At 73.1% G+C, this 25,533-nt stretch carries 22 protein-coding genes, 2 tRNA genes and 1 pseudogene; 15 read left to right on the plus strand and 10 right to left on the minus strand.

Translation table 11 applies throughout. The features are described 5' to 3' along the window. Positions 1–6 precede the first annotated feature (6 nt). From KUM39_RS02125 to KUM39_RS02135, 3 genes are all read left to right on the plus strand, one after another. Positions 7–80, plus strand: a tRNA-Met gene (locus KUM39_RS02125). 215 nt (positions 81–295) lie between these two features. After that, positions 296–2,113 (plus strand): tetratricopeptide repeat protein, encoded by a 1,818-nt coding sequence (locus KUM39_RS02130; RefSeq protein WP_372455694.1) that lies wholly within the window; start codon positions 296–298, stop codon positions 2,111–2,113. Between the two features lie 92 nt (positions 2,114–2,205). Next, positions 2,206–2,279, plus strand: a tRNA-Met gene (locus tag KUM39_RS02135). Between the two features lie 143 nt (positions 2,280–2,422). On the opposite strand, the gene KUM39_RS02140 is transcribed toward KUM39_RS02135, so the two are convergent. Continuing rightward, complete coding sequence (locus KUM39_RS02140; RefSeq protein ID WP_217783604.1) at positions 2,423–2,839, minus strand: Fur family transcriptional regulator; 417 nt, start codon at positions 2,837–2,839, stop codon at positions 2,423–2,425. 181 nt (positions 2,840–3,020) lie between these two features. On the opposite strand from KUM39_RS02140, the gene KUM39_RS02145 reads away from it, so the two are divergent. After that, on the plus strand, positions 3,021–4,472 hold the full coding sequence (locus KUM39_RS02145) for a catalase (protein WP_217783605.1): 1,452 nt from the start codon (positions 3,021–3,023) through the stop codon (positions 4,470–4,472). 102 nt (positions 4,473–4,574) lie between these two features. Here KUM39_RS02145 and KUM39_RS02150 read toward each other — a convergent pair whose 3' ends face one another. After that, a complete protein-coding gene (locus tag KUM39_RS02150) occupies positions 4,575–4,967 on the minus strand; it encodes a CBS domain-containing protein (RefSeq protein WP_217783606.1) in 393 nt (130 codons plus the stop codon). A gap of 263 nt (positions 4,968–5,230) precedes the next feature. Continuing rightward, positions 5,231–6,031 (minus strand): histidinol-phosphatase, encoded by an 801-nt coding sequence (hisN, locus tag KUM39_RS02155; RefSeq protein WP_217783607.1) that lies wholly within the window; start codon positions 6,029–6,031, stop codon positions 5,231–5,233. A 200-nt stretch (positions 6,032–6,231) separates the two neighbouring features. On the opposite strand from hisN, the gene KUM39_RS02160 reads away from it, so the two are divergent. Continuing rightward, positions 6,232–6,879, plus strand: coding sequence for a TetR/AcrR family transcriptional regulator (locus KUM39_RS02160; RefSeq protein ID WP_217783608.1), 648 nt, complete (start codon positions 6,232–6,234; stop codon positions 6,877–6,879). Here KUM39_RS02160 and KUM39_RS02165 read toward each other — a convergent pair. From KUM39_RS02165 to KUM39_RS02180, 4 genes are all read right to left on the minus strand, one after another. Next, complete coding sequence (locus KUM39_RS02165) at positions 6,833–7,156, minus strand: DMT family transporter (protein WP_217783609.1); 324 nt, start codon at positions 7,154–7,156, stop codon at positions 6,833–6,835. The genes KUM39_RS02160 and KUM39_RS02165 overlap by 47 nt on opposite strands. Positions 7,157–7,242: 86 nt before the next feature. After that, positions 7,243–8,253, minus strand: a complete 1,011-nt coding sequence (rsgA, locus tag KUM39_RS02170) for a ribosome small subunit-dependent GTPase A (protein ID WP_217783610.1) — start codon at positions 8,251–8,253, stop codon at positions 7,243–7,245. A gap of 16 nt (positions 8,254–8,269) precedes the next feature. Beyond that, positions 8,270–9,586 (minus strand): 3-phosphoshikimate 1-carboxyvinyltransferase, encoded by a 1,317-nt coding sequence (gene aroA, locus KUM39_RS02175; RefSeq protein WP_217783611.1) that lies wholly within the window; start codon positions 9,584–9,586, stop codon positions 8,270–8,272. Between the two features lie 187 nt (positions 9,587–9,773). After that, positions 9,774–10,499, minus strand: coding sequence for a M50 family metallopeptidase (locus tag KUM39_RS02180; RefSeq protein WP_217783612.1), 726 nt, complete (start codon positions 10,497–10,499; stop codon positions 9,774–9,776). 285 nt (positions 10,500–10,784) lie between these two features. Here KUM39_RS02180 and KUM39_RS02185 point away from each other — a divergent pair, with 285 nt between their 5' ends. The 10 genes from KUM39_RS02185 (at position 10,785) to KUM39_RS02230 (ending at position 21,087) form a co-directional block, all read left to right on the plus strand. Beyond that, positions 10,785–11,600, plus strand: a complete 816-nt coding sequence (locus KUM39_RS02185) for an SOS response-associated peptidase (protein ID WP_217783764.1) — start codon at positions 10,785–10,787, stop codon at positions 11,598–11,600. Positions 11,601–11,636: 36 nt separating this feature from the next. Next, the gene (locus tag KUM39_RS02190) at positions 11,637–12,278 is read left to right on the plus strand and encodes an alpha/beta hydrolase family protein (RefSeq protein WP_217783613.1); all 642 of its coding nucleotides are present in this window, start codon (positions 11,637–11,639) and stop codon (positions 12,276–12,278) included. Positions 12,279–12,688: 410 nt separating this feature from the next. Continuing rightward, positions 12,689–13,387: a sigma-70 family RNA polymerase sigma factor gene (locus KUM39_RS02195; protein WP_217783765.1), complete on the plus strand. Its 699-nt coding sequence runs from the start codon at positions 12,689–12,691 to the stop codon at positions 13,385–13,387. Then, on the plus strand, positions 13,384–13,686 hold the full coding sequence (gene rsrA, locus KUM39_RS02200; protein ID WP_217783614.1) for a mycothiol system anti-sigma-R factor: 303 nt from the start codon (positions 13,384–13,386) through the stop codon (positions 13,684–13,686). The genes KUM39_RS02195 and rsrA overlap by 4 nt, the downstream gene beginning before the upstream one ends. Before the next feature lie 198 nt (positions 13,687–13,884). After that, on the plus strand, positions 13,885–15,189 hold the full coding sequence (locus KUM39_RS02205) for an HD-GYP domain-containing protein (protein WP_217783615.1): 1,305 nt from the start codon (positions 13,885–13,887) through the stop codon (positions 15,187–15,189). Between the two features lie 128 nt (positions 15,190–15,317). Beyond that, a complete protein-coding gene (locus KUM39_RS02210) occupies positions 15,318–16,538 on the plus strand; it encodes an HD-GYP domain-containing protein (protein ID WP_217783616.1) in 1,221 nt (406 codons plus the stop codon). 112 nt (positions 16,539–16,650) lie between these two features. After that, complete coding sequence (locus tag KUM39_RS02215; protein WP_217783617.1) at positions 16,651–17,631, plus strand: hypothetical protein; 981 nt, start codon at positions 16,651–16,653, stop codon at positions 17,629–17,631. 112 nt (positions 17,632–17,743) lie between these two features. Continuing rightward, positions 17,744–18,394 (plus strand): peptide deformylase, encoded by a 651-nt coding sequence (gene def, locus KUM39_RS02220; protein ID WP_217783618.1) that lies wholly within the window; start codon positions 17,744–17,746, stop codon positions 18,392–18,394. Positions 18,395–18,637: 243 nt separating this feature from the next. Continuing rightward, on the plus strand, positions 18,638–19,720 hold the full coding sequence (cyc1, locus tag KUM39_RS02225; RefSeq protein ID WP_217783619.1) for an epi-isozizaene synthase: 1,083 nt from the start codon (positions 18,638–18,640) through the stop codon (positions 19,718–19,720). Further along, a complete protein-coding gene (locus tag KUM39_RS02230; RefSeq protein ID WP_217783620.1) occupies positions 19,717–21,087 on the plus strand; it encodes a bifunctional albaflavenone monooxygenase/terpene synthase in 1,371 nt (456 codons plus the stop codon). Before cyc1 ends, KUM39_RS02230 begins: the two co-directional genes overlap by 4 nt. A 21-nt stretch (positions 21,088–21,108) precedes the next feature. Here KUM39_RS02230 and KUM39_RS02235 read toward each other — a convergent pair. The 3 genes and pseudogenes from KUM39_RS02235 to KUM39_RS02245 all read right to left on the minus strand — a co-directional run. After that, a pseudogene (locus tag KUM39_RS02235) lies at positions 21,109–21,921 on the minus strand (helix-turn-helix domain-containing protein); the annotation flags it as partial. A gap of 106 nt (positions 21,922–22,027) precedes the next feature. Continuing rightward, positions 22,028–23,053 (minus strand): ribonucleotide-diphosphate reductase subunit beta, encoded by a 1,026-nt coding sequence (locus KUM39_RS02240; RefSeq protein WP_217783621.1) that lies wholly within the window; start codon positions 23,051–23,053, stop codon positions 22,028–22,030. Continuing rightward, on the minus strand, positions 23,053–25,437 hold the full coding sequence (locus tag KUM39_RS02245) for a ribonucleoside-diphosphate reductase subunit alpha (RefSeq protein ID WP_217783622.1): 2,385 nt from the start codon (positions 25,435–25,437) through the stop codon (positions 23,053–23,055). The genes KUM39_RS02240 and KUM39_RS02245 overlap by 1 nt, the downstream gene beginning before the upstream one ends. Positions 25,438–25,533: the final 96 nt, after the last annotated feature.

The raw sequence follows: 25,533 nt of genomic DNA on the forward strand, positions 1-25,533 counted from the left end.
CAACGGCGCGGGGTGGAGCAGCTCGGTAGCTCGCTGGGCTCATAACCCAGAGGTCGCAGGTTCAAATCCTGTCCCCGCTACTACAGTTCAAAGGCCCGGATTCTCAGGAATCCGGGCCTTTGTGGTGTGCGAACCCTTGTGCTGGAAACCGGTACGGCCGTGCCGCCGTGGGGAGTTGGGACCTTCGTGTTTCACTTGTCTCTCTGTGGGCATGTCGATAAAACGCTGAAGTGACCTCAATGGCTTGGCGTATACCGGGTGTACCCAGGTTACGGGTGGTGCGACGATGGACGTTATGGGGGACAAGGCAACTCTGTTCACGACAGGGCGATTTGTGCGGCCTTCGGGTGAGGACCCGGTGCGGGACGAGATGGCCGAGACGGGAGAGGTCGCGGACGAGGTCAGGCTGCGGCTCGCGGCGCGCGCCGGGGACGCCGAGGCGATGAGCGTGCTCGGCGCGATGCTGCTGCGCGCCGGTGACCTGGACGCGGCCGAACCCCATCTGCGCGCCGCCACCGCGGCCGGTGACCGTGCCGCCGCCAACAACCTGGGTGTCCTGCTGCACCAGCGCGGCCATGTGGACGAGGCCGCCGGATGGTGGCGGGTCGCCGCCGTCGCCGGGTCCGCGCCCGCCGCGCACGCCCTCGGCCGCCATCACCGCGAGCGCGGCGACGAGCCCGCCGCCGAGTACTGGCTGCGCCAGTCCGCCGAACAGGGCCATGTCCTCGGCGCCTACGCCCTCGCCGACCTCCTGGAGCACCGGGGCGACAGCGGCGCCGGGCACTGGATGCGGGCCGCCGCCGAGCGCGGCCACCGCGAGGCCGCCTACCGGCTGGCCCGCTCCCTCGACCCCGCCGCCGACGCCGAGGGGACGGCCCGCAGGCCCGCCGACGGCGCCGCCGAGGAGGCCGAGCAGTGGTACCGGCAGGCCGCCGCGCGCGGTCACCGGCAGGGCGCGCTGCACCTCGGCGCCATCCTGGAGCGGCGCGGCGAGCTGAAGGAGGCGGGGCGCTGGTATCTGACCTCCGCCAAGGACGGCGAGCCGCGCGCCGCCTGCGCGCTGGGCTTCCTGCTGCGCGACGCCGGGGACACCGAGAGCGCCGCCGTCTGGTGGCTCAGAGCCGCCCAGGACGGCGACGGCAACGCCGCCAACGCCCTGGGCGCGCTGTACGCCGAGCGGGGCGAGACGCAGACCGCCGAGCGCTGGTACCGGGCCGCTCTGGACGCCGGTGACGACAACGGGGCGTACAACCTGGGGCTGCTCTGCGCCGAGCAGGGCCGGACCGCGCAGGCCGAGCAGTGGTACCGCCGGGCCGCCTACGCCGGGCACCGGGAGGCGGCCAACGCGCTCGCCATCCTGCTGCTGCGGATGGGCGACTCCGGCGGCGCGCAGCCCTGGTTCTCCAAGGCCGCCGAGGCGGGCAGTGTGGACGCCGCGTTCAACCTGGGCATCCTGCACGCCGGGCGGGACACCGCCGAGGACGCCCGGCAGGCGCTGCGCTGGTACGAGCGGGCGGCTGCCGCCGGGCACACCGAGGCGGCCCTCCAGGTCGGCATCGCGCGGCTGCGGGAGGGCGACGAGCAGGCGGCCGAGCGGCATCTGCGGTGCGCGGCGGGCGGCGGCAGCGCGGAGGCCGCGTACCGGCTGGCCACCGTGCTGGACGCGCGCCGTCCGCCGGAGCCCGCGCACGAACTGGGCGAGATCGCGCACGAGAAGACCGAGTGCGAGGAGTGGTACGAGCGGGCCGCGACCCAGGGGCACCGGCGTGCCCAGGTGCGCGTCGGCATGCTGGCCGCCGCGCGCGGCGACGTGGTCGAGGCGGCCCGTTGGTACCGGGAGGCGGCCGAGGCGGGCTCCCGCAACGGCGCCTTCAACCTCGGGCTGCTGCTGGCGCGTGAGGGCAGCGAGCCGGAGGCGGCGATGTGGTGGAAGCGTGCGGCGGGTGCCGGTCACGGCCGCGCGGCGCTGCGCCTCGCCCTGGTCTGCGCGCGGCGCGGCGACCTCACGGAGGGCCAGTACTGGGCCGACCGCGCGGTCGCGCTCGGTCCCGCCGAGGTCGCGGAGCGGGCGGGCCGACTGCGGGACGCGCTGCGCCAGGAACTGTCCGCCTAGCGGACGGTTCCTTCTCCGGCCGACGCCGCCGGAGGCTTCGCGGAATGGATTTGCCTCGCCGCGCTCCTCTCGCGTAGTGTCGTGTTCACCGACGCGGGGTGGAGCAGCTCGGTAGCTCGCTGGGCTCATAACCCAGAGGTCGCAGGTTCAAATCCTGTCCCCGCTACTCAAGGCCGAGGGCCGGAATCCGAGAAACGGATTCCGGCCCTCGGTGCGTTTGCGGCCGCGCGCACGCAAAAGGCGAGCGCGGAGGGCAACGGAAAGAGGGGCCCCGCGCGGGGCCCCTCTTCTGTCATCTCCGGTGCGCGGCTAAGCGCCCGCGCAGTTCGGGCACAGGCCCCGGTACGTCACCTCGACCTCGGACACCGTGAAGCCGAAGCGCTCCGCGTCCGGGAGGTCGGCGAGCGGGTTGCCCGAGGGGTGCACGTCGCGGATCGCGCCGCAGTGGGCGCACACGAGGTGGTGGTGGGGGCGGTGCGCGTTCGGGTCGTACCGCTTGGCGCGCCGGTCGGTGGCCACTTCCAGCACCTCGCCGAGCGAGACCAGCTCGCCCAGGGTGTTGTAGACGGTGGCCCGTGAGATCTCGGGCAGCTTGACGACGGCCCGCGCGTGGACCTCGTCGGCGGTCAGGTGTACGTGCTCGCCGTCGAGGACCTCGGCCACGACACGTCGCTGCGCGGTCATCCGCCATCCGCGTCCGCGCAGCCGTTCCAGAAGGTCGCTCATGTCCGTCAGGGTAACAGTCCGCGCTCCGGATTCCGAACGGGTGTTGTTTTGGATCGGCATTTGACTTGGACTAAGTCCAATGTAGGATCGAGCCTGGCTTTGGTCGAGGAACAGGGACCGGGCCGCTGAACAGACACCGGCCGGTCGTCAGGGCCGGTGGCAGCAATCGCAGGAGGCACGCGTGACGCAGGGACCGCTCACCACGGAGGCCGGGGCACCGGTCGCGGACAACCAGAACAGCGAGACCGCGGGGACCGGCGGCCCGGTGCTGGTGCAGGACCAGCACCTCCTGGAGAAGCTCGCCCACTTCAACCGCGAGCGCATCCCGGAGCGCGTCGTCCACGCCCGCGGCGCCGGGGCGTACGGCACCTTCACGGTGACCGCCGACGTCACGCCGTACACGCGGGCCGCGTTCCTCGCCGGGATCGGCAAGGAGACCGAGGTCTTCCTGCGGTTCTCCACCGTGGCCGGAAACCTGGGCGCCGCCGACGCCGTGCGCGACCCGCGCGGTTTCGCGTTGAAGTTCTACACCGAGGAGGGCAACTACGACCTCGTCGGCAACAACACCCCGGTGTTCTTCATCCGGGACGCGATCAAGTTCCCCGACTTCATCCACACCCAGAAGCGCGACCCGTACACGGGCAGCCAGGAGGCGGACAACGTCTGGGACTTCTGGGGGCTGTCGCCGGAGTCCACGCACCAGGTGACCTGGCTGTTCGGCGACCGGGGCATCCCGGCGTCGTACCGGCACATGGACGGCTTCGGCTCGCACACCTACCAGTGGAGCAACGCGGCCGGTGAGGCGTACTGGGTGAAGTACCACTTCAAGACCGACCAGGGCATCCGCACGCTCACCGCCGGGGAGGCCGAGGTCCTCGCGGGCAAGGACCCCGACTCCCACCAGCGGGACCTGCGCGAGTCCATCGAGCGCGGGGAGTTCCCGAGCTGGACCGTGGGCGTGCAGCTGATGCCGGTCGCGGACGCGGCGACGTACCGGTTCAACCCGTTCGACCTGACCAAGGTGTGGCCGCACGCGGACTACCCGGTCGTCGAGATCGGCCGCCTGGAGCTGAACCGGAACCCGCGCAACGTGTTCGCGGAGGTCGAGCAGTCGGTCTTCTCCCCGGCCCACTTCGTGCCCGGCATCGGCCCCTCGCCCGACAAGATGCTCCAGGGCCGCCTGTTCGCGTACGGCGACGCCCACCGCTACCGCGTCGGTGTCAACGCCGACCACCTGCCGGTCAACCGCCCGCACGCCACCGAGGCGCGCACCCACGGCCGGGACGGCTTCCTCTACGACGGCCGCCACGAGGGCGCGAAGAACTACGAGCCCAACAGCTTCGGCGGGCCCGCCGAGACCGGCCGCGCGCTGTGGGAGCCGGTCGCGGTGTCCGGCGCCACCGGTGCCCACGTCACCCCGGTGCACGCCGAGGACGACGACTTCCGGCAGGCCGGTGACCTCTACCGGCTGATGCCCGAGGACGCCAGGGAGCGGCTCATCGCCAACCTGGCGGGCTCCCTCGCGGGCGTCTCCCGCGCCGACATCGCCGAGCGGGCGATCGGCAACTTCCGCGCCGCGGACGAGGACTTCGGCAAGCGGCTGGAGGCCGCGGTACAGGCCCTGCGCGGCTGATCTCCAGCACTGGACCGCTTGCCGAACGGCGATGGACCGGCTCCCCCGGGGGGCCGGTCCATCCGTCTGTCCGGAGGGTCATGCCGGGGGGCCGGGGGTCGCTCAGGCCGCCAGGCGGCCTTCCGTCGGGGCCCAGCAGCGGATGATGTCGCGGACCGAGACGATGCCCGCAGGGGTGCCCCGGTCCAGCACGATCAGATGGCGGAACCCGCCGTGCGCCATCGCGCGGGCCGCCTCCTGGAGCGACCAGGCCGGGGCCGCGAAGACCACGTTGTTGGTGGTGTGGGCGTGGATGCGCTCCGTGTCCGGGTCCTGCCCGAGGCCGACGGAGTTCAGGATGTCGCGCTCGGTCAGGATGCCGGGGCCGCCGGCGTCGGGGTCGAGGACCAGGGCCGCGCCCACCCTGCGGGCGGACATCAGCGCGGCTGCCTGGCGGAGGGTGTGGTCGGGGCCGAGGGTGAGGACCACGGTGCTCATGGCGTCACGGACGAGCATGGGGCGGAGCCACCTCCTGGGAGAACCCGCGAATCCCGCGCCGCGCACACCGGCCGGGGTTCACAAACGCACAAATGGGGGTGGCTTCAGAGTGGCAGGTAAAGAGCGGGTCAACAAGGGGGCGCGTGCGGCCGGTCGAGGGCGCGCGCGGCACCCCGCCGACCCACGGCAGCGCCGGTACGAGGCACAGGCGTACGGGTTCCAGCCGTACGAGGTGTCAGCGGTACGGGGCGTCAGCGATGCGGGGCTCGGCGGCGCGGGTTTCAGCGGCGCTGGTTGACGAAGTCCAGCAGCTCGTCATGGAGCAGCCCGTTGGAGGCCGCCGCGTTGCCGCTGTGCGGACCGGGCCGCCCGTCCAGACCGGTGAAGGTGCCGCCCGCCTCGGTGACGATGACCGCGTTCGCCGCCATGTCCCACAGCGACAGCTCCGGCTCCGCGCACAGGTCCACCGCACCCTCGGCGACCAGCATGTACGGCCAGAAGTCGCCGTACGCGCGGGTCCGCCACACCGAGCGGGTCAGGTCCAAGAAGCCGTTCAGGCGCCCCTGCTCCTCCCAGCCCGACAGCGAGGAGTACGCGAACGAGGCGTCCGCGAGGCGGCCCACGCGGGAGACGTGGATGCGGGACGCCGAGGTCAGACCGCGTCCGGTGAACGCGCCGTGCCCCTCCGCCGCCCACCAGCGGCGGCCCAGCGCGGGCGCCGAGACCAGGCCCACCACCGGACGGAAACCGCCCTCGCCCGCCTCCATCAGCGAGATCAGGGTCGCCCAGACGGGCACCCCGCGCACGTAGTTCTTGGTCCCGTCGATCGGGTCGATCACCCAGCGGCGTGGGCCGGTGCCCCGCACGCCGTACTCCTCGCCGAGGACCGCGTCGCGCGGGCGGGCCCGCTGGAGATGGCCGCGGATCACCTCCTCGGCCGCCTTGTCCGCCTCGCTGACCGGGGTCATGTCCGGCTTGGTCTCGACCTTGAGGTCGAGCGCCTTGAAACGGGCCGTGGTCGCGGCGTCGGCCGCGTCGGCGAGGACATGGGCGAGACGGAGGTCGTCGAGGTAGTCCGGCATGTCAGGAACCGTATCGGCCCGGACCATTCCGGGCCACAAGGGGGGCCGGACCGGACGGGAGACACGGGCGGGGCACCCGGTGCGCGCGGGGCGTCCCGGTACGGACAGGTGCTCCCGCGCGCCGACGCGCACCCTTGACAGTGCTGGTGGGCGCGTCAAATCTGGGTGCTCAGCCGCTGGCCCCCTCCAGGGAGGCGATGATGCCCGCAGCCAGGGAATCGCTCTTGGACGCCGCCCGCACCGCCCTCGCGCGCCGACCCTGGTCCGCGGTGCGCATGGTCGAGGTCGCCGCGTCCGCCGGGGTGTCCCGGCAGACCCTGTACAACGAGTTCGGCGGCAAGGAAGGGCTCGCGCGGGCGCTGGTGCGCCGGGAGGCCGAGGGCTATCTCGCCGGGATCGACCGGGCGCTGGCCGCGCACACCGACGCGGGCGACCGGCTGACCGCCGCCGCCGAGTGGACCGCGTCCGCCGCCCGCGACAACGCGCTGCTGCGGGCCCTGCTCACCGGCTGCTGGAACGAGTGGCTGCCCGGCCCGCCGCCGGTGCCGACGCCCGGCGAGTTCGTACGGCTCGTCCGGGACCGCGCGGTCACCGCGCTGCTGCCGCCCGCCGCGCCCCCCGAGGACGTCGTCGCCCTCACCCGCGCCTGCGAACTCGCCGTCCGCGTCGGCCTGTCCTGCGTCTGCGCCCCGCCGGGCGGCGGCGGCACGGGGGACCTCGTACGGCGGACCCTGCGGGGCTGGACCGACCGGGGACCCGTGGTTCCGGTCCCCGGGGCCGCTCGGACAGGCCCTGGTGGGACTAGTGGGACGACCCCGAGAGCTGGAGGCCGATCACCCCGAGGATGACCAGGGTGATGGAGAGCAGCTTCAGGGTGGAGACGAGGTCCCCGAGGAAGACCATGCCGTAGATCGCGGTGCCCGCCGCGCCGATCCCGGTCCACACCGCGTACGCCGGGCCCACGTCGAGCTTCTTCAGCGAGAGGGTCAGCAGACCGAAGCTGCCCAGCGCGAACGCGGCGAACGCGATCGTCGGCCAGAGCCGGGTGAACCCGTGCGACAGCTTCAGGCACACGGCGAAACCGGTCTCCAGAATTCCGGCCACTATCACCAGCAGCCACGCCATGTGCTGTCCTCCCGCGTCGGTCCGGCACCGCCGGTTCGGTGCGATTATGCACTTACCGGCGGTCCGGACCCGCAAACACGCGGTGATCAGTCGCCTTCCCTGCGGTCCCTGGTGGCGAGCAGCCGACGCAGCGAGTACAGCCGCGCCGGATCGGCGTGGCCCTCCGCCACCCAGGCGTCCAGCGCGCAGTCCTGCTCGTCGTGGCCGCACGCGCGCGGACAGCCCTCGGTGCCGGGCACCAGGTCCGGGAAGGCGTTGATCACCCGCGAGGGATCGATGTGCGCCAGCCCGAACGACCGTACGCCCGGCGTGTCCACGACCCACTCGTCCTCGCCGCTCAGCGGCAGCGCCAGCGCGGAGGTGGTGGTGTGCCGACCGCGCCCGGTCACCGCGTTGACGTGGCCGGTGCTGCGCCGTCGGTCCTGCGGGACGAGGGCGTTCACCAGGGTGGTCTTGCCGACGCCGGAGTGCCCGACGAACGCGGTGATCCGGCCGCGCAGATGGGCGCGGACCCGCTCCGCCGCGTCCCCGTTCTCCAGCTCGTCCCGGCTGGTCACCACGTAGGGGATGTCCAGGTCGCCGTAGAGCTCCAGGAGCTTGTCCGGCGGGGCCAGGTCCGACTTGGTCAGCACCAGCAGCGGCTCCAGACCGCCGTCGTACGCCGCGACCAGGCAGCGGTCGATCAGGCGCGGCCGGGGCTCGGGGTCGGCGAGCGCGGTGACGATGGCGAGCTGGTCGGCGTTGGCGACGACCACCCGCTCGTACGGGTCGTCGTCGTCGGCGGTGCGGCGCAGCACCGAGGCGCGCGGCTCGATGCGCACGATCCGCGCCAGGGTGTCCTTCGTGCCGGACAGGTCCCCGACCAGGGCGACCCGGTCGCCCACCACGGCCGCCTTCCGGCCCAGTTCGCGGGCCTTCATCGCGGTGACCGCGCGCCCGTCCACCAGGCAGGTCAGGCGGCCCCGGTCCACGGTGAGGACCATGCCCTCGGCCGCGTCCTCGTGCTTGGGCCGGATATGGGTGCGCGGCCGGTTCCCCTTGCGGTTGGGGCGGCTGCGGATGTCGTCCTCGTCGGTGTGCTTGCCGTAGCGGCGCATGATCCCGGTCCGCCCGTCAGTTCCCGAGCATCCCGGTCCACAGATCGGGGAAGTCCGGCAGGGTCTTTGCCGTCGTCCCCACGTTCTCGATCTCCACGCCCGCGACCGCCAGGCCGATGATCGCACCGGCGGTGGCCATGCGGTGGTCGTCGTAGGTGTGGAAGACCCCGCCGTGCAGCGGACGCGGCCGGATGTGCAGGCCGTCGGCGGTCTCGGTGACGTCGCCGCCCAGCTCGTTGATCTCCTTGGTGAGCGCGGCCAGCCGGTCCGTCTCGTGCAGCCGCAGATGGGCCACCCCGCGCAGCGTCGAGGGGGAGTCGGCGAGCGCCGCCACCGCCGCGATGCCCGGCGTCAGCTCACCCACGTCACCGAGGTCCACGTCGATGCCGTGGACGCGTCCGGTGCCGGTGAACGACAGCCCGGCGTCGGTGAGTTCGCAGGCGCCGCCCATCTCGGTGAAGATCTCCCGCAGCCGGTCGCCCGGCTGCGTGGTGCGGGCCGGCCAGTCCGGGACCAGCACCTTGCCGCCCGTGACCAGCGCCGCCGCGAGGAACGGCTGCGCGTTGGACAGGTCGGGCTCGACGGTCAGGTCCCGGCCGAGCAGCGCGCCCGGCGTCACCCGCCACACGTTCGGCTCGCCGCCCGACTCCGGGGTGTCCACCTGGGCGCCGACCGCGCGCAGCATGTCCACGGTCATCCGGATGTGCGGCAGCGACGGCAGGGTCGCACCGGTGTGCCGGACCTCGACACCCTGGTTGAAGCGGGGCGCGGAGAGCAGCAGCGCCGAGACGAACTGCGAGGACGCGGACGCGTCGATCGACACCGGGCCGCCGTCCAGCGCCCCGACGCCGTGCACGGTGAGCGGCAGCGCGCCCCGGTCCTCGTCGTCGATCCGGGCACCGAGCACGCGCAGCGCGTCGATCACGCCGTGCAGCGGACGCTCGTACGAACGCGGGTCGCCGTCGAAGCGGACGGGGCCGTTCGCCAGCGCGGCCACCGGCGGCAGGAAGCGCATCACCGTGCCCGCGTTGCCGACGTCCACCGTGGCCGGGCCGCGCAGCCCGTCGGGCAGCACCCGCCACGCCTCGCCCGAGCCGTCCGGGCCGACGCCCTCCTCGATCTCCACGCCCATCGCGCGCAGCGCGCCCGCCATCAGCAGCGTGTCCCGCGAGCGCAGCGGGCGGCGCAGCCAGCCCGGCTCGGAGGCGAGCGCCGCCAGCACCAGGGCACGGTTGGTGACGGACTTGGACCCCGGCACGTGGACCGTGGCGTCCACGGCCCCGCTCGCGTGCGGGGCGGGCCAGAGGGCGGGGGGAGCGGTGTTCGGGGCCATGAGGCCACTTTATAGGGGGCTCTACAAGGGAAGGGCGGGCGTCGCGGCTGCGGGGCGGTGGTTACGGGGTGGGGGTGCGGGGTGTGGGGCCGGGGTGGTGGCTGCGGGGGCGGTGGATACGGGGTGCGATGGATACGAGGTGCGGGCCGGGGCTTGCGGCCGCGGGGGGGGGGCGTGGCCGCAAGGCTCACACCTCCAGCAGCCAGCGCCCGCCGCCGATCAGGGAGCACAGGGACACCGCGTGGAACAGGAACAGCCAGAGGGCGGGCGGTACGTGGGTCAGGCGGGCGAGCTGGTCCGCGTCGGAGTCCCCGGCGCCCCCACGGCGCCGCTTGGCCTGGAGTTCGAAGGGCGGACGCACCCCGCCCAGCAGCAGGAACCACACCACCGCGTACGCGAACGCCGCCTGCACCTGGGGCCCCGCCAGCCAGGACACCAGCAGGAACGCGCCGCCCGCCAGCACCACGGTGAGCACGCCGTACGCGTTGCGGATCATCACCAGCATCGCCACCAGCAGCGCGGTCGCCGCCCAGAGCAGCAGCGTGATCCGGCCCGCCGCCAGCAGCGCCGCCCCGCCGAGACCGAGCAGCGAGGGCGCGGTGTACCCGGCGGCGGCCGTGAGGATCATGCCGATGCCGTGCGGCTTGCCCCGGCTGACCGTCAGTCCACTGGTGTCGGAGTGCAGCCGTATCCCGGTCAGCCGCCGTCCGGTGAGCAGCGCCGTCAGCCCGTGCCCGCCCTCGTGCGCGATCGTGATCGCGTTCCGCGACACCCGCCACACCGGATGCGGCACCACCACGACCAGCGCCGCGACCAGCGTGGCCACGACCACCCACAGGTCCGGATCGGGCTGCAGCCCGGTGAGCCGGTCCCAGAGATCGGTCGGCGAGGAGACGGCCATGCTGCTGTCCATGTCGGTCGGTGGCTCCCTGTCCTGTCCCGGCCGGGGTCCCCGCCCCGGCCCGCGTCTCCGTCCCACGCTCCGCGCCCGCGCATCCGTCCCGGCACGGCACGGTGGCACGCGTGTGCGGACGCTATCTGAGACGCGGGGGCGGGGGGAATCGTTCCTGGTCGGAACCGCCGTTCCGAAGGGAGGCTCCGTCCCGAGCCGCCGAGGAACCCGCGCTTGGGTTCCAGCCCGGACCTCGCCGTACGCTGGCCCTGCGGCAACTGGTGTGGCGGAGTGGAGGTGGGCCGGGTGTGCGGGCGGTATGCGGCCAGTCGGGGGGTCGGGGAGTTGGCCGGGGTTTTCGGGGTTGAGCGGTGGGAGCCCGAGGAGGCGCTCGCGCCCGATTACAACGTGGCGCCGACCAAAGAGGTGTACGCCGTCCTCGACCGCCCGCTGAAGGACAGCGCGGACCCGCGCCCTGTGCGTCAACTGCGCAGGCTGAAGTGGGGACTTGTGCCGTCGTGGGCCAAGACGCCCGAGGGGGCGGCGCGGATGATCAACGCGCGGGCCGAGACGGTGCACGAGAAGCCGTCGTACCGCCGGGCGTTCGCCGCGCGGCGCTGCGTTCTGCCCGCCGACGGGTACTACGAGTGGGTCACCGGGACGCAGGAGCGGGAGCTGGAGGTGGAGGGGCGCAAGAAGCGTCCCCGGAAGCAGCCGTACTTCGTACTGCCCGCCGACGGCTCGGTGTTCGCGATGGCGGGGCTGTACGAGTTCTGGCGGGACCGGACACTGCCCGACGACCATCCGTCGGCCTGGTGGGCGACCTGCTCGGTGATCACCACCGAGGCCGAGGACACCCCGTTGGCCGTGGCGCCCGCCGAAGGGCCCCGCTCGCTGGCCGACATCCACCCCCGCATGCCCCTGATGCTCACCCCGGACCGCTGGGACGACTGGCTCGACCCCCGCCACACCGACCCCGGCGCGCTCAGGGAACTCCTCGCCCCGCCGCCCACCGGCCTGATGCGCGCCTACCCGGTCTCCACCGCCGTCAGCAACGTCCGCAACGAGGGCCCCGAGCTGTTGAAGGAGCTGGAGGGACCCGAAGAGGGCACCCTGTTCTGAGCGGTCCGGGGCCGTCGTCCCGTCTACGGTGTTCCGGTGACCCCTCTCCCTCCCACCGAGACCGTCGAGACCCCCGCCGGTACCGCCCGCGTCACCTGGCACCGGGCCCCCGCCGCCCGGCTGGTGCTCGCGCTGAGTCACGGGGCGGGGGGTGGCATCGAGGCGCGCGATCTCGACGTGATCGCCCGCGTCCTGCCCGCGCACGGGGTCACCGTCGCCCTCGTCGAGCAGCCCTGGCGGGTCGCCGGGAAGAAGGTCGCGCCCGCGCCGAAGACGCTGGACGTGGGGTGGCGCGGGGTGTGGCCGGTGCTTGCCGGGCGCGGGTTGCCGGTGGTGTCCGGCGGGCGGAGTGCCGGAGCCCGTGTCGCCTGCCGTACCGCCACCGAGCTGGGCGCGCACGCCGTGCTCGCGCTGAGCTTCCCGCTGCACCCGCCGGGCCGCCCGGAGAAGTCCCGCGCGGCCGAACTCCTGGGCGTGGAACGGCCCGTACTCGTCGTACAGGGCGCCAACGACCCGTTCGGGCGGCCCGGGGAGTTCCCCGAGGGTGACTTCCGCCTCGTCCCCGTCCCCGACGCCGATCACGGGTTCGCCGTGGGGAAGCGGGCGGCGACCGGGCAGGAACGCGCGCTGGAGATCGTCGCGGAGGCCGTCGCCGGGTGGGCCGTGTCGCTCGGGTGACGGTGACGCTCGGACGGCGGTGACGCTCACATGGCTGCCCCGCCCCACCGTGCTGCCCGCCCCACCGTGTCGCCGCCCAGCCCACCGTGTCGCCCCCGTCGCGCCGGGAATGCCGGGCCGCCGGGCGCTGTTGTGCGGGACGTACGTGCCGAACCTAGGCACCCGCGAACCGAGGAGAGGAAGCCCGCCGCATGGGTCCGACCATCTGCCCGACCGCAGCCCGTGAGCGCACGGGTGGCGAGGCGCTGCGCGCGGCGGCGCCCGAGGTCCGCGGTGACCGCGCTGACCTGGAGTGGACGGTGCTGCACGCGGCCCGGACCGCTCCCGTTCGAGCGGCGGCGGACACCGGTCGTGTTCTATCCTCCGAAACGAGCGGGACCGGATTCGGCCCCGTCGTGGAGCGCGAGGAGGTGGGTCCGGTCACTGGGACCGACGCGGGGACCGACAACGGCCAGGCGGAGCTGCCCGAGGGCCGGAACGAGGGTACGGAGAACAAGGCCACGGAGACCGCCACCGAGCGCAGCGCGCGCTTCGAACGCGACGCACTCGAATTCCTCGACCAGATGTACTCGGCGGCGCTGCGCATGACGCGCAACCCGGCCGACGCCGAGGACCTGGTGCAGGAGACCTACGCCAAGGCGTACGCGTCCTTCCACCAGTTCCGCGAGGGCACCAACCTCAAGGCGTGGCTGTACCGCATCCTCACCAACACCTTCATCAACTCGTACCGCAAGAAGCAGCGCGAACCCCAGCGCAGCGCGGCCGAGGAGATCGAGGACTGGCAGCTCGCGCGGGCCGAGTCGCACATGTCCACCGGGCTGCGCTCGGCGGAGTCGCAGGCGCTGGACCACCTGCCCGACTCGGACGTGAAGTCGGCGCTGCAGGCGATCCCGGAGGAGTTCCGCATCGCCGTGTATCTCGCGGACGTAGAGGGCTTTGCGTACAAGGAGATCGCGGACATCATGGGGACACCCATCGGTACGGTGATGTCCCGGCTGCACCGGGGCCGCCGTCAGCTGCGCGGCATGCTGGAGGACTACGCGCGCGAGCGCGGCCTGGTCCCCGCGGGCGCCGGAGAGTCGGACGAAGCGAAAGGCTCGGGCTCATGAGCTGCGGAGAGCCGCACGAGACGGACTGCAGTGAGGTCCTGGACCACCTGTACGAGTTCCTCGACAGCGAAGTGCCGGTCGGCGACCGGGACAAGTTCCAGCACCACTTCGAGGAATGCTCCCCGTGCCTGGAGAAGTACGGCCTGGAGCAGGCTGTGAAGAAGCTGGTCAAGCGGTGCTGCGGCCATGACGACGTGCCCTCCGATCTGCGCGCCAAGGTCATGGGCCGGATCGACCTGATCCGCTCCGGGCAGACCGTCCCCGAGCACGACGTGACGACGGCCTCGCCGGAGGGCTGAGCCCCCGGTGCCCCCCGGGCCCTCCCTGCGGCCCCGCCCGCCGCAGGGCCGGGGACCCCGGCCAATCCCCGGAGACCGCCCGCCCGCCGCACGGCCGGGGTTTCACCCGAATGTGCTAATTCCCCCCGCGCGCGCTCCCGCCGCCCCCACCCCCCGTCCTAGGCTCCGAGCCGGTCGGGCAGGGGCGGGGAGGGCGGTATGGAGGCGGTGCCGGGGAGAGCGCGGGCCCTGGTGGTCCTGGCCGCCGTGCCGGTCGCGCTCTGCGTCGTGCGGCTGCCCGGCACCCGTACCCCGTGGTGGGCGCTGGCCCTGCTCGCCGCCGTGTACGCGGCCGGTGAGCGCGGCCTCGGCGCCCGGTTCGGCGGCACCTTCCACCCCGTCCTGCTGGCCGCCGCGTTCCTGCTCCCCCCGCCCGCCGCCGCCCTCGTCCCGCTCCCGGCCGCGCTGCTCGCCCCCGCCGGGGAGCGGACCGCACCGGTGCGCCGCGTCTGGCGGGCGCTGCGGCTCGCGCTCGCGGTGGGCGCCGCCTCGCTGACGCACTGGGCGCTGGGCGGCCGGGACGCCGTCGTCGGCCCCGACTTCCCGTACGCCCTGCTGCCCGCTGCCGCCGCCGTCCCGGCGTTCTGCCTCGCCCTCACCCTGCTCGACGGCGCGATGCGCGTCGCCGCCGAACGGCTGCCGCCGCGCCGGGCCTGGCGCGGGCTGTTCACCCGCTCGCTCGCCCCGGTCGCCGTGCACGCCCTCGCCGGGCTGATGACGGCCGTCCTGTGGCGCAGTCCCTACGGCCCGCTCTCCGCGCTCCTCGTGCTGCTGCCGATGGGCGTCTCCTGCTGGGCCTTCGCGCAGTACGACCGCGAACGCGCCGCGCACCGGGCCACCATCCGCGCGCTGGTGCGGGCCGTGGACATCAAGGACCGCTACACACGCGGCCACGGCGAACGCGTCGGCCGTGCCTCGGTGCTGATCGCCCGTGAACTCGGCCTGGACGACGGGCGGGTGGAGACACTGCGGCTCGCCGGGATTCTGCACGACATCGGCAAGCTCGGAGTGCCCACCCGGCTGCTCCGCAAGGACGGCCCGCTCACCCCGGAGGAGCGCCGGATCATCGAACTGCACCCCGAGTACGGGCACGAGATGGTGCGCGGCATCTCCTTCCTCGGGGACGCCCGCGCGGCGATCCTGCACCATCACGAACGCCTCGACGGCAGTGGCTACCCGTACGGTCTCGCGGGCGAGCAGATCCCCGAGTGCGCGCGGCTGGTCGCGGTCGCCGACGCCTTCGACGCGATGACCTCCACCCGCTCCTACAGCCGGGGGCGCCCGGTGGAGGCGGCGGTCACCGAACTCCAGCGGTGCGCGGGCACCCACTTCGACCCCCGGATGGTCACCGCGCTGGCCCGCGCCCTCGCCCGGCACGGCTGGAACCCGGCGGTCACCGCCGACGAGCCCCCGCTGCCCGCACCCCGGCCCCCGTCCCGCGACCCGAGCGGGGCGCACCGGTGAGGGGGCCGGCCCCCCGTCCGGACCGCGCCGCGCACGCCCGCCCGCACCGGCGGCACCCCGCGCGCCGCCCCCGGCCACGCCGGTACTCCACGCGCCGCCCGCACCGGGACCCCGCCGCCCGTCCCGCCGTGCACCCCCGCCTCGTCCACCTGGCCGCCGCCCTCGTCGCCGTCGGCTGTCTCGCGGGCACCCTGTGGGGCGGGCTGGTGGAGCGTGAAGTGGCCCTGGCGTTCGGGGCGTTCGTGGTCCTCGGCGAGCTGACACGCTGGAGCGGGGAGCCGGGACACCGGGCCGCTCCGCTGGGCACCGCCGGGTCGCTGGCGTACGCGCTGGTCGCCGCCGACGCGGGGCGCCCGCTGCACCACGGCCCGGCGCAGGCGGTCACCGTGGTGCTGGCCGCCTCGCTGCTCGGGGGACTGCCCCAGGTCCGGCGCGGGGGGACCCCGGTGCTCGACCATCTGGCCCGCCGGGTGCTCACCGTGGGGTTCGCCGCCGCCTGCTGCCAGCCGCTGCGCGCACGGGGCGTACCGGAGGCCTGGAGCGGGACCGCGCAGGCGCTGCTGATCGTCGTGCTCCTGGCGCTCACCGCGCTGTGCGACGCCCTGCTCGCCGCCGCGCTGGCCCGCGCCCGCCGCCCGTTCGGTGCCGCGCTCCGCGAGGAGCTGCGCGCGCTGCGCGGGATCGGCGCCGCCGTCGGCGCGACCGGCGCGGTCACCGCACCGGCGGTCGCGGTCGCCGGACTGTGGGCGCTGCCGGTGTTCTGCGTGCCGCTGCTGCTCGCCCAGACGTCCCTGCGGCGGCACGAGGCGGTCCGCGCCACCTACCGGCAGACCATCGCCTCGCTGGCCCGCGCCACCGAGACGGCCGGCTGCACCCCGGCCGGGCACGCCCGCCGGGTCGCCGCGCTCAGTGTCGAGGTGGGCCGGGACCTGGGCCTCACCGGCAAGGACCTGACCGTCCTGGAGTACGCGGCGCTGATGCACGACATCGGACAGCTCAGCCTCGTCGATCCGGTCCCGGGCGGTGCCACCGCCGTGCTGCCCCCGGCCGAGCAGCGCCGTATCGCCCTGCTCGGGGGCGCCGTCGTACGGCAGACCGGGGTGGACGCGCGGGTCGCCGCCGTGGTCGAGCGGCAGGCCGACCCCGCCGACGGGCAGCCGCTCGCCGCCCGCATCGTACGGACGGTGAACGCCTACGAGGAGACCGCCCGCCGGGCCGGTCCGGGCGGGCCGCTGAGCGCGCTGGAGGAACTCCGCCTGACCGGGGCGGCGGCGTACGCCCCGGAGGTGGTCGCGGCGCTGGCCCGCGTGCTGTCCCGAGGGGGTCTGAGTCTGCCCGCTCCGGGGTAACCCACGGGTAATGAGCGCCCTTCCCGCCGTCCGTGGTTGGATGCGAGGGAAGAGGGTGTCCGGGGGCATCGAGCCAGCCCACGAGCGGAAACGGAACTGGCAGGCGGGAATCGTGAGGATCTTCGGCAAGGGACGGCACCGGCCCTCCGCCTCCTGGCGGCAGGCCACCGACCGGGCGTTCACGCTCATCGGCGACGGCCGGTACGAGGACGCGGGTGAGCTGCTGACACGGGCGGCCGACCTGGAACCCTGGCTCGCCGAGTCCTGGTTCAACCTCGCCCTGCTGCACAAGTTCCGGCACGACTGGGAGCAGGCCCGCGCCGCCGGACTGCGCGCGGTGGCCCTGCTGGACCGGGAGACCGGCGCCCCCGACTGGTGGAACGTGGGCATCGCCGCGACCGCGCTCCAGGACTGGCCGCTGGCCCGCCGCGCCTGGCAGGCGTACGGCCTGAAGGTGCCCGGCGGGGCGACCGCCGCCGGGGAACCCCTCGGCATGGATCTGGGCAGCGCGGCCGTACGTCTCTCCCCGGAGGGCGAGGCCGAGGTGGTGTGGGGACGCAGGCTGGACCCCGCCCGCATGGAGGTGCTGTCGATCCCGCTGCCGTCCTCCGGGCGCCGCTGGGGCGAGGTCGTGCTGCACGACGGTGTCCCGCACGGCGAGCGCACCACCTCCGACGGGCACGCCTTCCCGGTGTTCGACGAGATCGAGCTGTGGGCGCCCTCCCCGGTGCCGACCTGGGTGGTGCTGCTGGAGGCGGCCACCGAGGCGGACCGGGACGCGCTGGAACAGCTCGCCGCCGACGCCGGGTTCGCCGCCGAGGACTGGTCGTCCTCGGTGCGGCTGCTGTGCCGGATGTGCTCGGAGTCGCGGATGCCGTCCGACGAGGGCGACGGCGAGCACCTGGACCCGCACGACCACAGCGAGCCCGGCCACCCCGGCCCGCTCGGCCACCGCACCGACGGACGGCTGTGGGTGCCGGAGCGCGAGTGCGGGGTGGCCGCGCCGCCGTCCCTGGTGCGCGGGCTGCTGGACGGCTGGGTCGCCGACAGCCCCGACTCCCGCGACTGGCGGGACCTCGAAGAGGTCTGCTGAGCCGGTGCCGCTGCCGGGGACCGTGCCCGGCGCGGGCCGTCGGCCCCGTACCCTGTAGCAGCAGTCCCAGCAGTCTCCCCCCTCATCTTGTGCAGGAAGGCGTACGTCGGTCATGGCGCAGCAGGACACCGATCAGCAGCACGCGGGCGTGCTCCCCGTGGACGGCGAGGGCTACGTCGTCGATACGGAGGACTGCGAGGGCCGCGAGCAGGCGTGGCGCGAGCGCGGCACCTCCCGGCCGGTCACGGTCGTGGGCAACCCCGTGCTGCACACGGAGTGCCGGGACGTCACCGAGTTCGGCCCCGAGCTGGAGCAGCTGGTCGCGGACATGTTCGCCAGCCAGCGCACCGCCGAGGGCGTGGGTCTGGCCGCCAACCAGATCGGCGTGGACCTGAAGGTCTTCGTCTACGACTGCCAGGACGACGAGGGCACCCGGCACGTCGGCGTGGTCTGTAACCCCCGGCCGGTCGAGCTGGCCGCCGACCGCCGCCGCCTGGACGACAGCAACGAGGGCTGCCTGTCGGTCCCCGGCGCGTACGCGGCGCTCGCGCGCCCCGACTACGCCGAGATCACCGGCCAGGACGAGAAGGGCAACTCGGTCAGGGTGCGGGGCACCGGCTACTTCTCGCGCTGCCTCCAGCACGAGACCGACCACCTCTACGGCCACCTCTACATCGACCGCCTCTCCAAGCGCGACCGCAAGGACGCGCTGCGGCAGATGGCCGAGAACGAACCGCGCTACCCGGTGGTCGCCAACGACTGACCTCTCCAGGCCGGGACACCGGCCGTCCGAACTGCGCCGACGCCCGGCCGGGATCATCCCGGCCGGGCGTCGGTCGTTCCCGTGGTGCTCCGGGACCGGACATCCGGGGGTAGTGAATGGAGCAAATCCGTTCCCAGAACGGTCAGTTGTAGTGCTGAATGGGAAGCGCGGGGATACACGACGGCGCACGCCCGGCTCCACACCGAGGGGTGTGCGCCGCAGGCGGCTGAGAGGGGACTGTTCGTGCACGCTTTCTCACACGGCACCACAACGCCGACGGCGGTCGCGGTACCGCCGTCCCTCGCCCTCCCGTTGATCGAGGACGCCTTTCCCCGGCAGCTCCACCCGTATTGGCCGAAGCTCCAGGAGAAGACCCGCCAGTGGCTCCTGGAAAAGCGGCTGATGACGCCGGAGAAGGTGCGGGAATATGCCGACAGCCTGTGCTACACGGACCTCATGGCGGGCTACTACCTCGGTGCCCCCGACGAGGTCCTCCAGGCCATAGCGGACTACAGCGCGTGGTTCTTCGTCTGGGACGACCGTCACGACCGCGACATCGTGCACGGCCGCCCCGCCGACTGGTCGCTGCTGCGCCGACGCCTGCACGCGGCACTCGACGCGCCCCGGCACCACCTGCACCACCAGGACCCACTGGTCGCCGGGTTCGCGGACAGCGTGCTGCGCCTGGACTCCTTCCTCCCGGTCACCTGGAACGAGCGTTTCGCCCGCCATTTCCACGAGGTCATCGAGGCGTACGACCGTGAATTCCACAACCGGGTCACCGGTACCGTCCCCACGGTCGCGGAATATCTCGCGCTCCGGCGGCTCACCTTCGCCCACTGGATATGGACGGATCTCCTGGAGCCGAGCGCCGGATGCGAACTCCCGGAATCCGTGCGGAAGAATCCCGCTTTCCGCCGGGCGGCGCTGCTGAGCCAGGAATTCGCCGCCTGGTACAACGACCTCTGTTCCCTGCCCAAGGAAATAGCGGGCGACGAGGTCCACAATCTCGGCATCAGTCTCATCACCCATGAGGGGCTGACCCTCGAAGAAGCGGTGCGTGAAGTACGGCGCCGGGTCGAGGAATGCGTCACCGAATTCCTGGTGGCCGAACGGGACGCCCTCGCGTTCGCCGCGTCGCTCGCCGACGGCACCCCGCGCGGCGACGGACTCGCCGCCGCCGTCCGCGCCTGCGTCGGCAACATGCGCAACTGGTTCAGCTCCGTCTACTGGTTCCACCACGAGTCCGGCCGCTACATGGTGGACACCTGGGACGACCGCTCCACACCCCCGTACGTCAACAACGAAGCAGCAGGTGAGAAATGACCGTCGAGTCAGTGCAGCCCGCGACGTCCGGGGCGCCGGAGCCGCGCGACCCGCTCCCGGCCGGTGGCGCCGTCCCGGTGCTCGGCCACGGCCTGAAACTGGTGCGCGACCCGCTCGCGTACATGGCCGCGCTGCGCGACCACGGCGAGGTGGTGCGCCTGAGGCTCGGACCCAAGACGGTGTACGCCGTCACCACGCCGGAGCTGACCGGCGCACTCGCGCTGAACCCCAACTTCACCGTCGCGGGCCCCCTGTGGGAGTCCCTGGAGGGGCTGCTCGGCAAGGAGGGCGTCGCCACCGCCAACGGCCCCCGCCACCGCCGCCAGCGCCGCACCATCCAGCCCGCGTTCCGGCTGGACGCGATACCCGGCTACGGCTCGGTCATGGAGGAGGAGGCGCACGCGCTCACCGAGCGCTGGCAGCCCGGCCGCACGATCGAGGCGACCTCGGAGGCGTTCCGCACCGCCGTGCGCATCGCCGCCCGCTGTCTGCTGCGCGGCGACTTCATGGACGAGCGCGCCGAACGCCTCAGCAACGACCTCACCGTCGTCTTCGGCGGTATGTACCGGCGCATGGTCGTTCCCCTCGGACCGCTGTACCGGCTGCCCTTCCCGGCAAACCGGGAATTCAACCGGGCATTGGCCGATCTGCATCTGCTGGTGGACGAGATCATCGCCGAGCGCCGGGCGAGCGGTCAAAAGCCGGACGATTTGCTGACGGCATTGCTGGAGGCGAAGGACGACAATGGCGACCCCATCGGGGAACAGGAGATCCACGACCAAGTCGTCGCCATCCTCACCCCCGGCAGCGAAACCGTCGCCTCCACGATCATGTGGCTGCTGCACATCCTCGCCACCCACCCGGAACAGGCCGAGAAGGTACGCGCCGAAGTCGAATCCGTGACCGGCGGCCGACCCGTCCGATTCGAGGACGTACGCTCCCTCACGCACACCAACAACGTCATCGTCGAGACCATGCGGCTGTACCCCGCGGTATGGATACTGACGCGCCGCGCGACCGCCGACACCGACCTCGGCGGCTATCGCATTCCGGCCGGTGCCGACATCATCCACAGCCCCTACGCCGTCCAGCGCGACCCCCGCTCCTACGACGCCCACCTCGACTTCGACCCCGACCGCTGGCTGCCCGAGCGGGCCAGAGAGGTGCCCCGGCACGCGATGAGCCCGTTCAGCGTCGGCAACCGCAAGTGCCCCAGCGACCACTTCTCGATGGCGCTGCTCAGCCTGATCGTCGCCGCTGTCTCCGCGGAGTACCGCTTCGAACCGGTCCCCGGCTCCGACCCGGCCACCCGGGTCGGCATCACGCTGCGCCCGCAGCGGCTGCTGGTACGGCCCGTGGCCTGGTGAACCGGGCGTACCGGCGCGCGGTCAGGCGGCCTCCGGGCCCCGGAACGCGCGCCGGTACGCCTGCGGTGTGGTGCCGAGGGCGCGGGTGAACTGGTGGCGCAGCGCGGCCCCGGTGCCGAACCCGGTGCGCACCGCGACGGCGTCCGTCGTCTCGTCCGTGCCCTCCAGCAACTCCTGCGCCAGCAGCACCCGTTGCCGCAGAATCCAGCGGTACGGCGTGGTCCCCGTCTCCTGCTGGAAGCGGCGGGCGAAGGTGCGCGGCGCCATGTGCGCGCGGGCGGCGAGCCGGTCCACCGTGATCTCCTCGTGCAGATGCTCCTGGAGCCACACCAGGACCTCGCCGACGGTGTCGCAGGGCCCGGTGGGCAGCGGGCGCTCGATGAACTGCGCCTGTCCGCCGTCCCGGTGCGGCGGCACCACCATCCGCCGGGCGATCTTCGCCGCCACCTCGGGCCCCTGCTCCTTGCGCACGATGTGCAGACAGGCGTCGATCCCGGCCGCCGTCCCCGCCGAGGTGAACACCGGGTCCTCGTCGGCGTAGAGCACATCGGGCTCGACGGTCAGCCGGGGGAACCGGCGGGCCAGACTCTCCGCGTGGCGCCAGTGCACGGCGGCCCGGCGCCCGTCCAGCAGCCCGGCCGCCGCCAGCACGAACACCCCCGAGCAGACGCTGAGCACCCGTGTGCCGCGCGCCACCGCCCGGCGCAGCGCGTCGAGCAGTTCCCCGGGGTACTCCCGCTCCGCGAAGGTCTCGCCCGCCGGGACCGCGATCAGGTCGGCCTCCTCCAGCCGGTCCAGACCGTGCGGGGTGCTGAGGGTGAACCCGGCGTTGGTGTATCGACCGCGAACTCCGCGCGGCCGAGCGGTCCGGCGCCCCGGAACCCGGGGCGCCGGAGCGCGGGACCCGGATGGATCCCGGCGTTTCGAAGGCGTGGGAGACTCAGAAGTCCTCGTCCAGGTCCACGGTGCCCTCCACCGCGACCTGATACGCCGACGGACGGCGCTCGAAGAAGTTGGTCAGCTCCTGCACACCCTGCAACTCCATGAAGGAGAACGGGTTCTCCGAGCCGTAGACGGGGGCGAAACCCAGCCGGGCGAGACGCTGGTCGGCGACGCACTCCAGGTACTGCCGCATCGAGTCGGTGTTCATGCCCGGCAGGCCGTCGCCGCACAGGTCCCGCGCGAACTGGAGTTCCGCCTCCACGGCCTCCCGGAGCATGCCGGTGACCTCGCGGCCCAGCTCCTCGTCGAAGAGGTCCGGCTCCTCCTTGCGGACGGTGTCCACCACGTCGAACGCGAACGACATGTGCATCGTCTCGTCCCGGAACACCCAGTTGGTGCCGGTCGCCAGACCGTGCAGCAGACCCCGGCTGCGGAACCAGTAGACGTAGGCGAAGGCGCCGTAGAAGAACAGGCCCTCGATGCACGCGGCGAAGCAGATCAGGTTCAGCAGGAACTTCCGGCGGTCGGCCCGGGACTCCAGCTGGTCCAGCCGGTCCACCGAGTCCATCCAGCGGAAGCAGAACTCCGCCTTCTCCCGGATGGACGGGATGTTCTCCACGGCCGCGAACGCGGCGGCGCGGTCCTCCGGGTCGGGCAGATAGGTGTCGAGCAGCGTCAGATAGAACTGGACGTGCACGGCCTCCTCGAACAGCTGCCGGGACAGGTACAGCCGCGCCTCGGGCGAGTTGATGTGCTTGTACAGCGTCAGCACCAGATTGTTGGCGACGATCGAGTCACCGGTGGCGAAGAACGCCACCAGCCGCCCGATCATGTGCTGTTCGGCCGGGGTCAGCTTCGCCAGGTCGGCCACGTCGGAGTGCAGGTCCACCTCCTCCACGGTCCAGGTGTTCTTGATCGCGTCCCGGTAGCGGTCGTAGAAGTCCGGGTAGCGCATCGGACGCAGGGTCAGCTCGAAGCCGGGGTCGAGCAGGTTCGTGTTACGGGCGGCAGACTGTGCTGACATCACTGACAGGCCTCGCAGGACTCGGGGTTCTCCAGGGAGCAGGCGACCGCGTCGGGGTCGGCGGCCTGCTGGGCGGGGATCGGGACCTCCGCCGGTGCCTGCGCGCGGGCGGCGCGGGCGATGCGCGTCGCCGGGCGCGAGCGCAGGTAGTACGTCGTCTTCAGCCCCGACTTCCAGGCGTACGCGTACATCGAGGAGAGCTTGCCGATGGTCGGCGTCTCCAGGAACAGGTTCAGCGACTGGGCCTGGTCCAGATACGGGGTGCGGGCCGCCGCCATGTCGATCAGACCGCGCTGCGGGATCTCCCACGCCGTGCGGTACAGCGCCCGCACCTCCGCCGGAATCCACGCGAAGTCCTGCACCGAGCCGCTCGACTCGCGCAGCGCCTCACGGGTCCGCGCGTCCCAGACGCCCAGCTCCTTCAGGTCGTTCACCAGATACGAGTTGACCTGGAGGAACTCGCCCGACAGCGTCTCGCGCTTGAACAGGTTGGACACCTGCGGCTCGATGCACTCGTAGACCCCCGCGATGGACGCGATGGTCGCGGTCGGCGCGATCGCCAGCAGCAGCGAGTTGCGCAGGCCCACCGACGCGATCCGCGCGCGCAGCGCCGCCCACCGCTCCGGCCAGACCGGTTCCACGTCGTAGTGGTCGGGGTGCAGCACCCCGCGCGCGGTCCGCGTCTTCTCCCAGGCGGGCAGCGTGCCGTGCCGCTCGGCCAGGTCGGCGGACGCCTCGTAGGCGGCCAGCATGATCCGCTCGGAGATCCGGGTGGAGAGCGCCTTCGCCTCCGCCGAGTCGAACGGCAGCCGCAGCTTGAAGAACACGTCCTGCAACCCCATCGCGCCCAGGCCCACCGGACGCCACTTGGCGTTGGAGCGGCCCGCCTGCTCGGTCGGGTAGAAGTTGATGTCCACCACGCGGTCCAGGAACGTCACGGCCGTGCGGACCGTCTCGTCCAGCCGCGCCCAGTCGATGTCCCCGTCCGCCACGAAGGCACCCAGGTTGACCGAGCCGAGGTTGCACACCGCCGTCTCGCCGTCGTCGGTGACCTCAAGGATCTCCGTGCACAGGTTGGAGGAGTGCACCACGTGGCCCGGCTCCGCCGTCTGGTTGGCGGTGCGGTTGGCCGCGTCCTTGAAGGTCATCCAGCCGTTGCCGGTCTGCGCCAGGGTGCGCATCATCCGGCCGTACAGCTCACGCGCCGGGATGGTCCGCCGGGCCAGCCCCGCCGCCTCCGCCCTCGCGTAGGCGGCGGTGAACTCCTCGCCCCACAGGTCCACCAGCTCGGGCACGTCCGACGGGGAGAACAGCGACCACGGCTCGTCCGCGTTCACCCGGCGCATGAACTCGTCCGGAATCCAGTGCGCCAGGTTCAGGTTGTGGGTGCGCCGGGCGTCCTCACCGGTGTTGTCCCGCAGCTCCAGGAACTCCTCGATGTCGGAGTGCCAGGTCTCCAGGTACACCGCCGCCGCGCCCTTGCGCCGCCCGCCCTGGTTCACCGCGGCCACCGACGCGTCCAGCGTCTTCAGGAACGGCACGATGCCGTTGGAGTGCCCGTTGGTGCCCCGGATCAGCGAACCGCGCGAACGGATCCGGCTGTACGACAGCCCGATGCCACCGGCGTGCTTGGAGAGCCGGGCGACCTGGTGGTAGCGGTCGTAGAGCGAGTCGAGTTCGTCCAGCGGGGAGTCCAGCAGATAGCAGGACGACATCTGGGGGTGCCGGGTGCCGGAGTTGAACAGGGTGGGGGAGGACGGCAGGTAGTCCAGGCGGCTCATCAGGCGGTACAGCGCGGCCACTTCGTCCAGCGCGCGGACCGAGTCGTCCTCCGCGAGCCCGGCGGCGACCCGGAGCAGGAAGTGCTGCGGGGTCTCGATCACCTTGCGGGTGAGGGGGTGGCGCAGCAGGTAGCGGCTGTGCAGGGTGCGCAGCCCGAAGTAGCCGAAGCGGTCGTCGGCGGTGGGGTCGGTCAGCGCGTCCAGCCGGGCCGCGTGCAGCGCCACGAAGTCCGCGGTGCGGTCCGCGATCAGGCCCTCGCGGTGCCCGGTCGCCACCGACCCGGTGAAGGAGGTGACGCCCTGGGAGGCGGCCTCCGCGCGGATGCCGAGGGTGAGCAGCCGGGCGGCGAGCCGGGAGTACGCCGGGTCCTCGGAGATCAGTCCGGCGGCGGCCTCGGTGGCCAGGTCGCGCAGCTCCGCCTCGTCGGCCCGCGCCGACCGGCCGCGCAGCGCGGCGGCGGCCACCCGGCCGGGGTCGGCGTCGGGGAGGTCCGCGGTCAGACCGGTCAGGGTCCGCAGCAGCGCGGCTCCGGGTCCGTCGGCCTCCACCGGGGCGTCGGTCACCTGGACGGCTGAAGCCGGATCGGCTGGCGCGATGGTCACTGGGGCTCTCCCTCGCTCGGCACGGGGCCTCAAAGCGGACAGGGGGGAGCACGGGCGCGCGGCGCCGCGTCCACCGGCCCATTCCACGAGGCCCGG

Source organism: Streptomyces corallincola (assembly GCF_019104725.1).
GTDB lineage: Bacteria > Actinomycetota > Actinomycetes > Streptomycetales > Streptomycetaceae > Streptomyces > Streptomyces corallincola.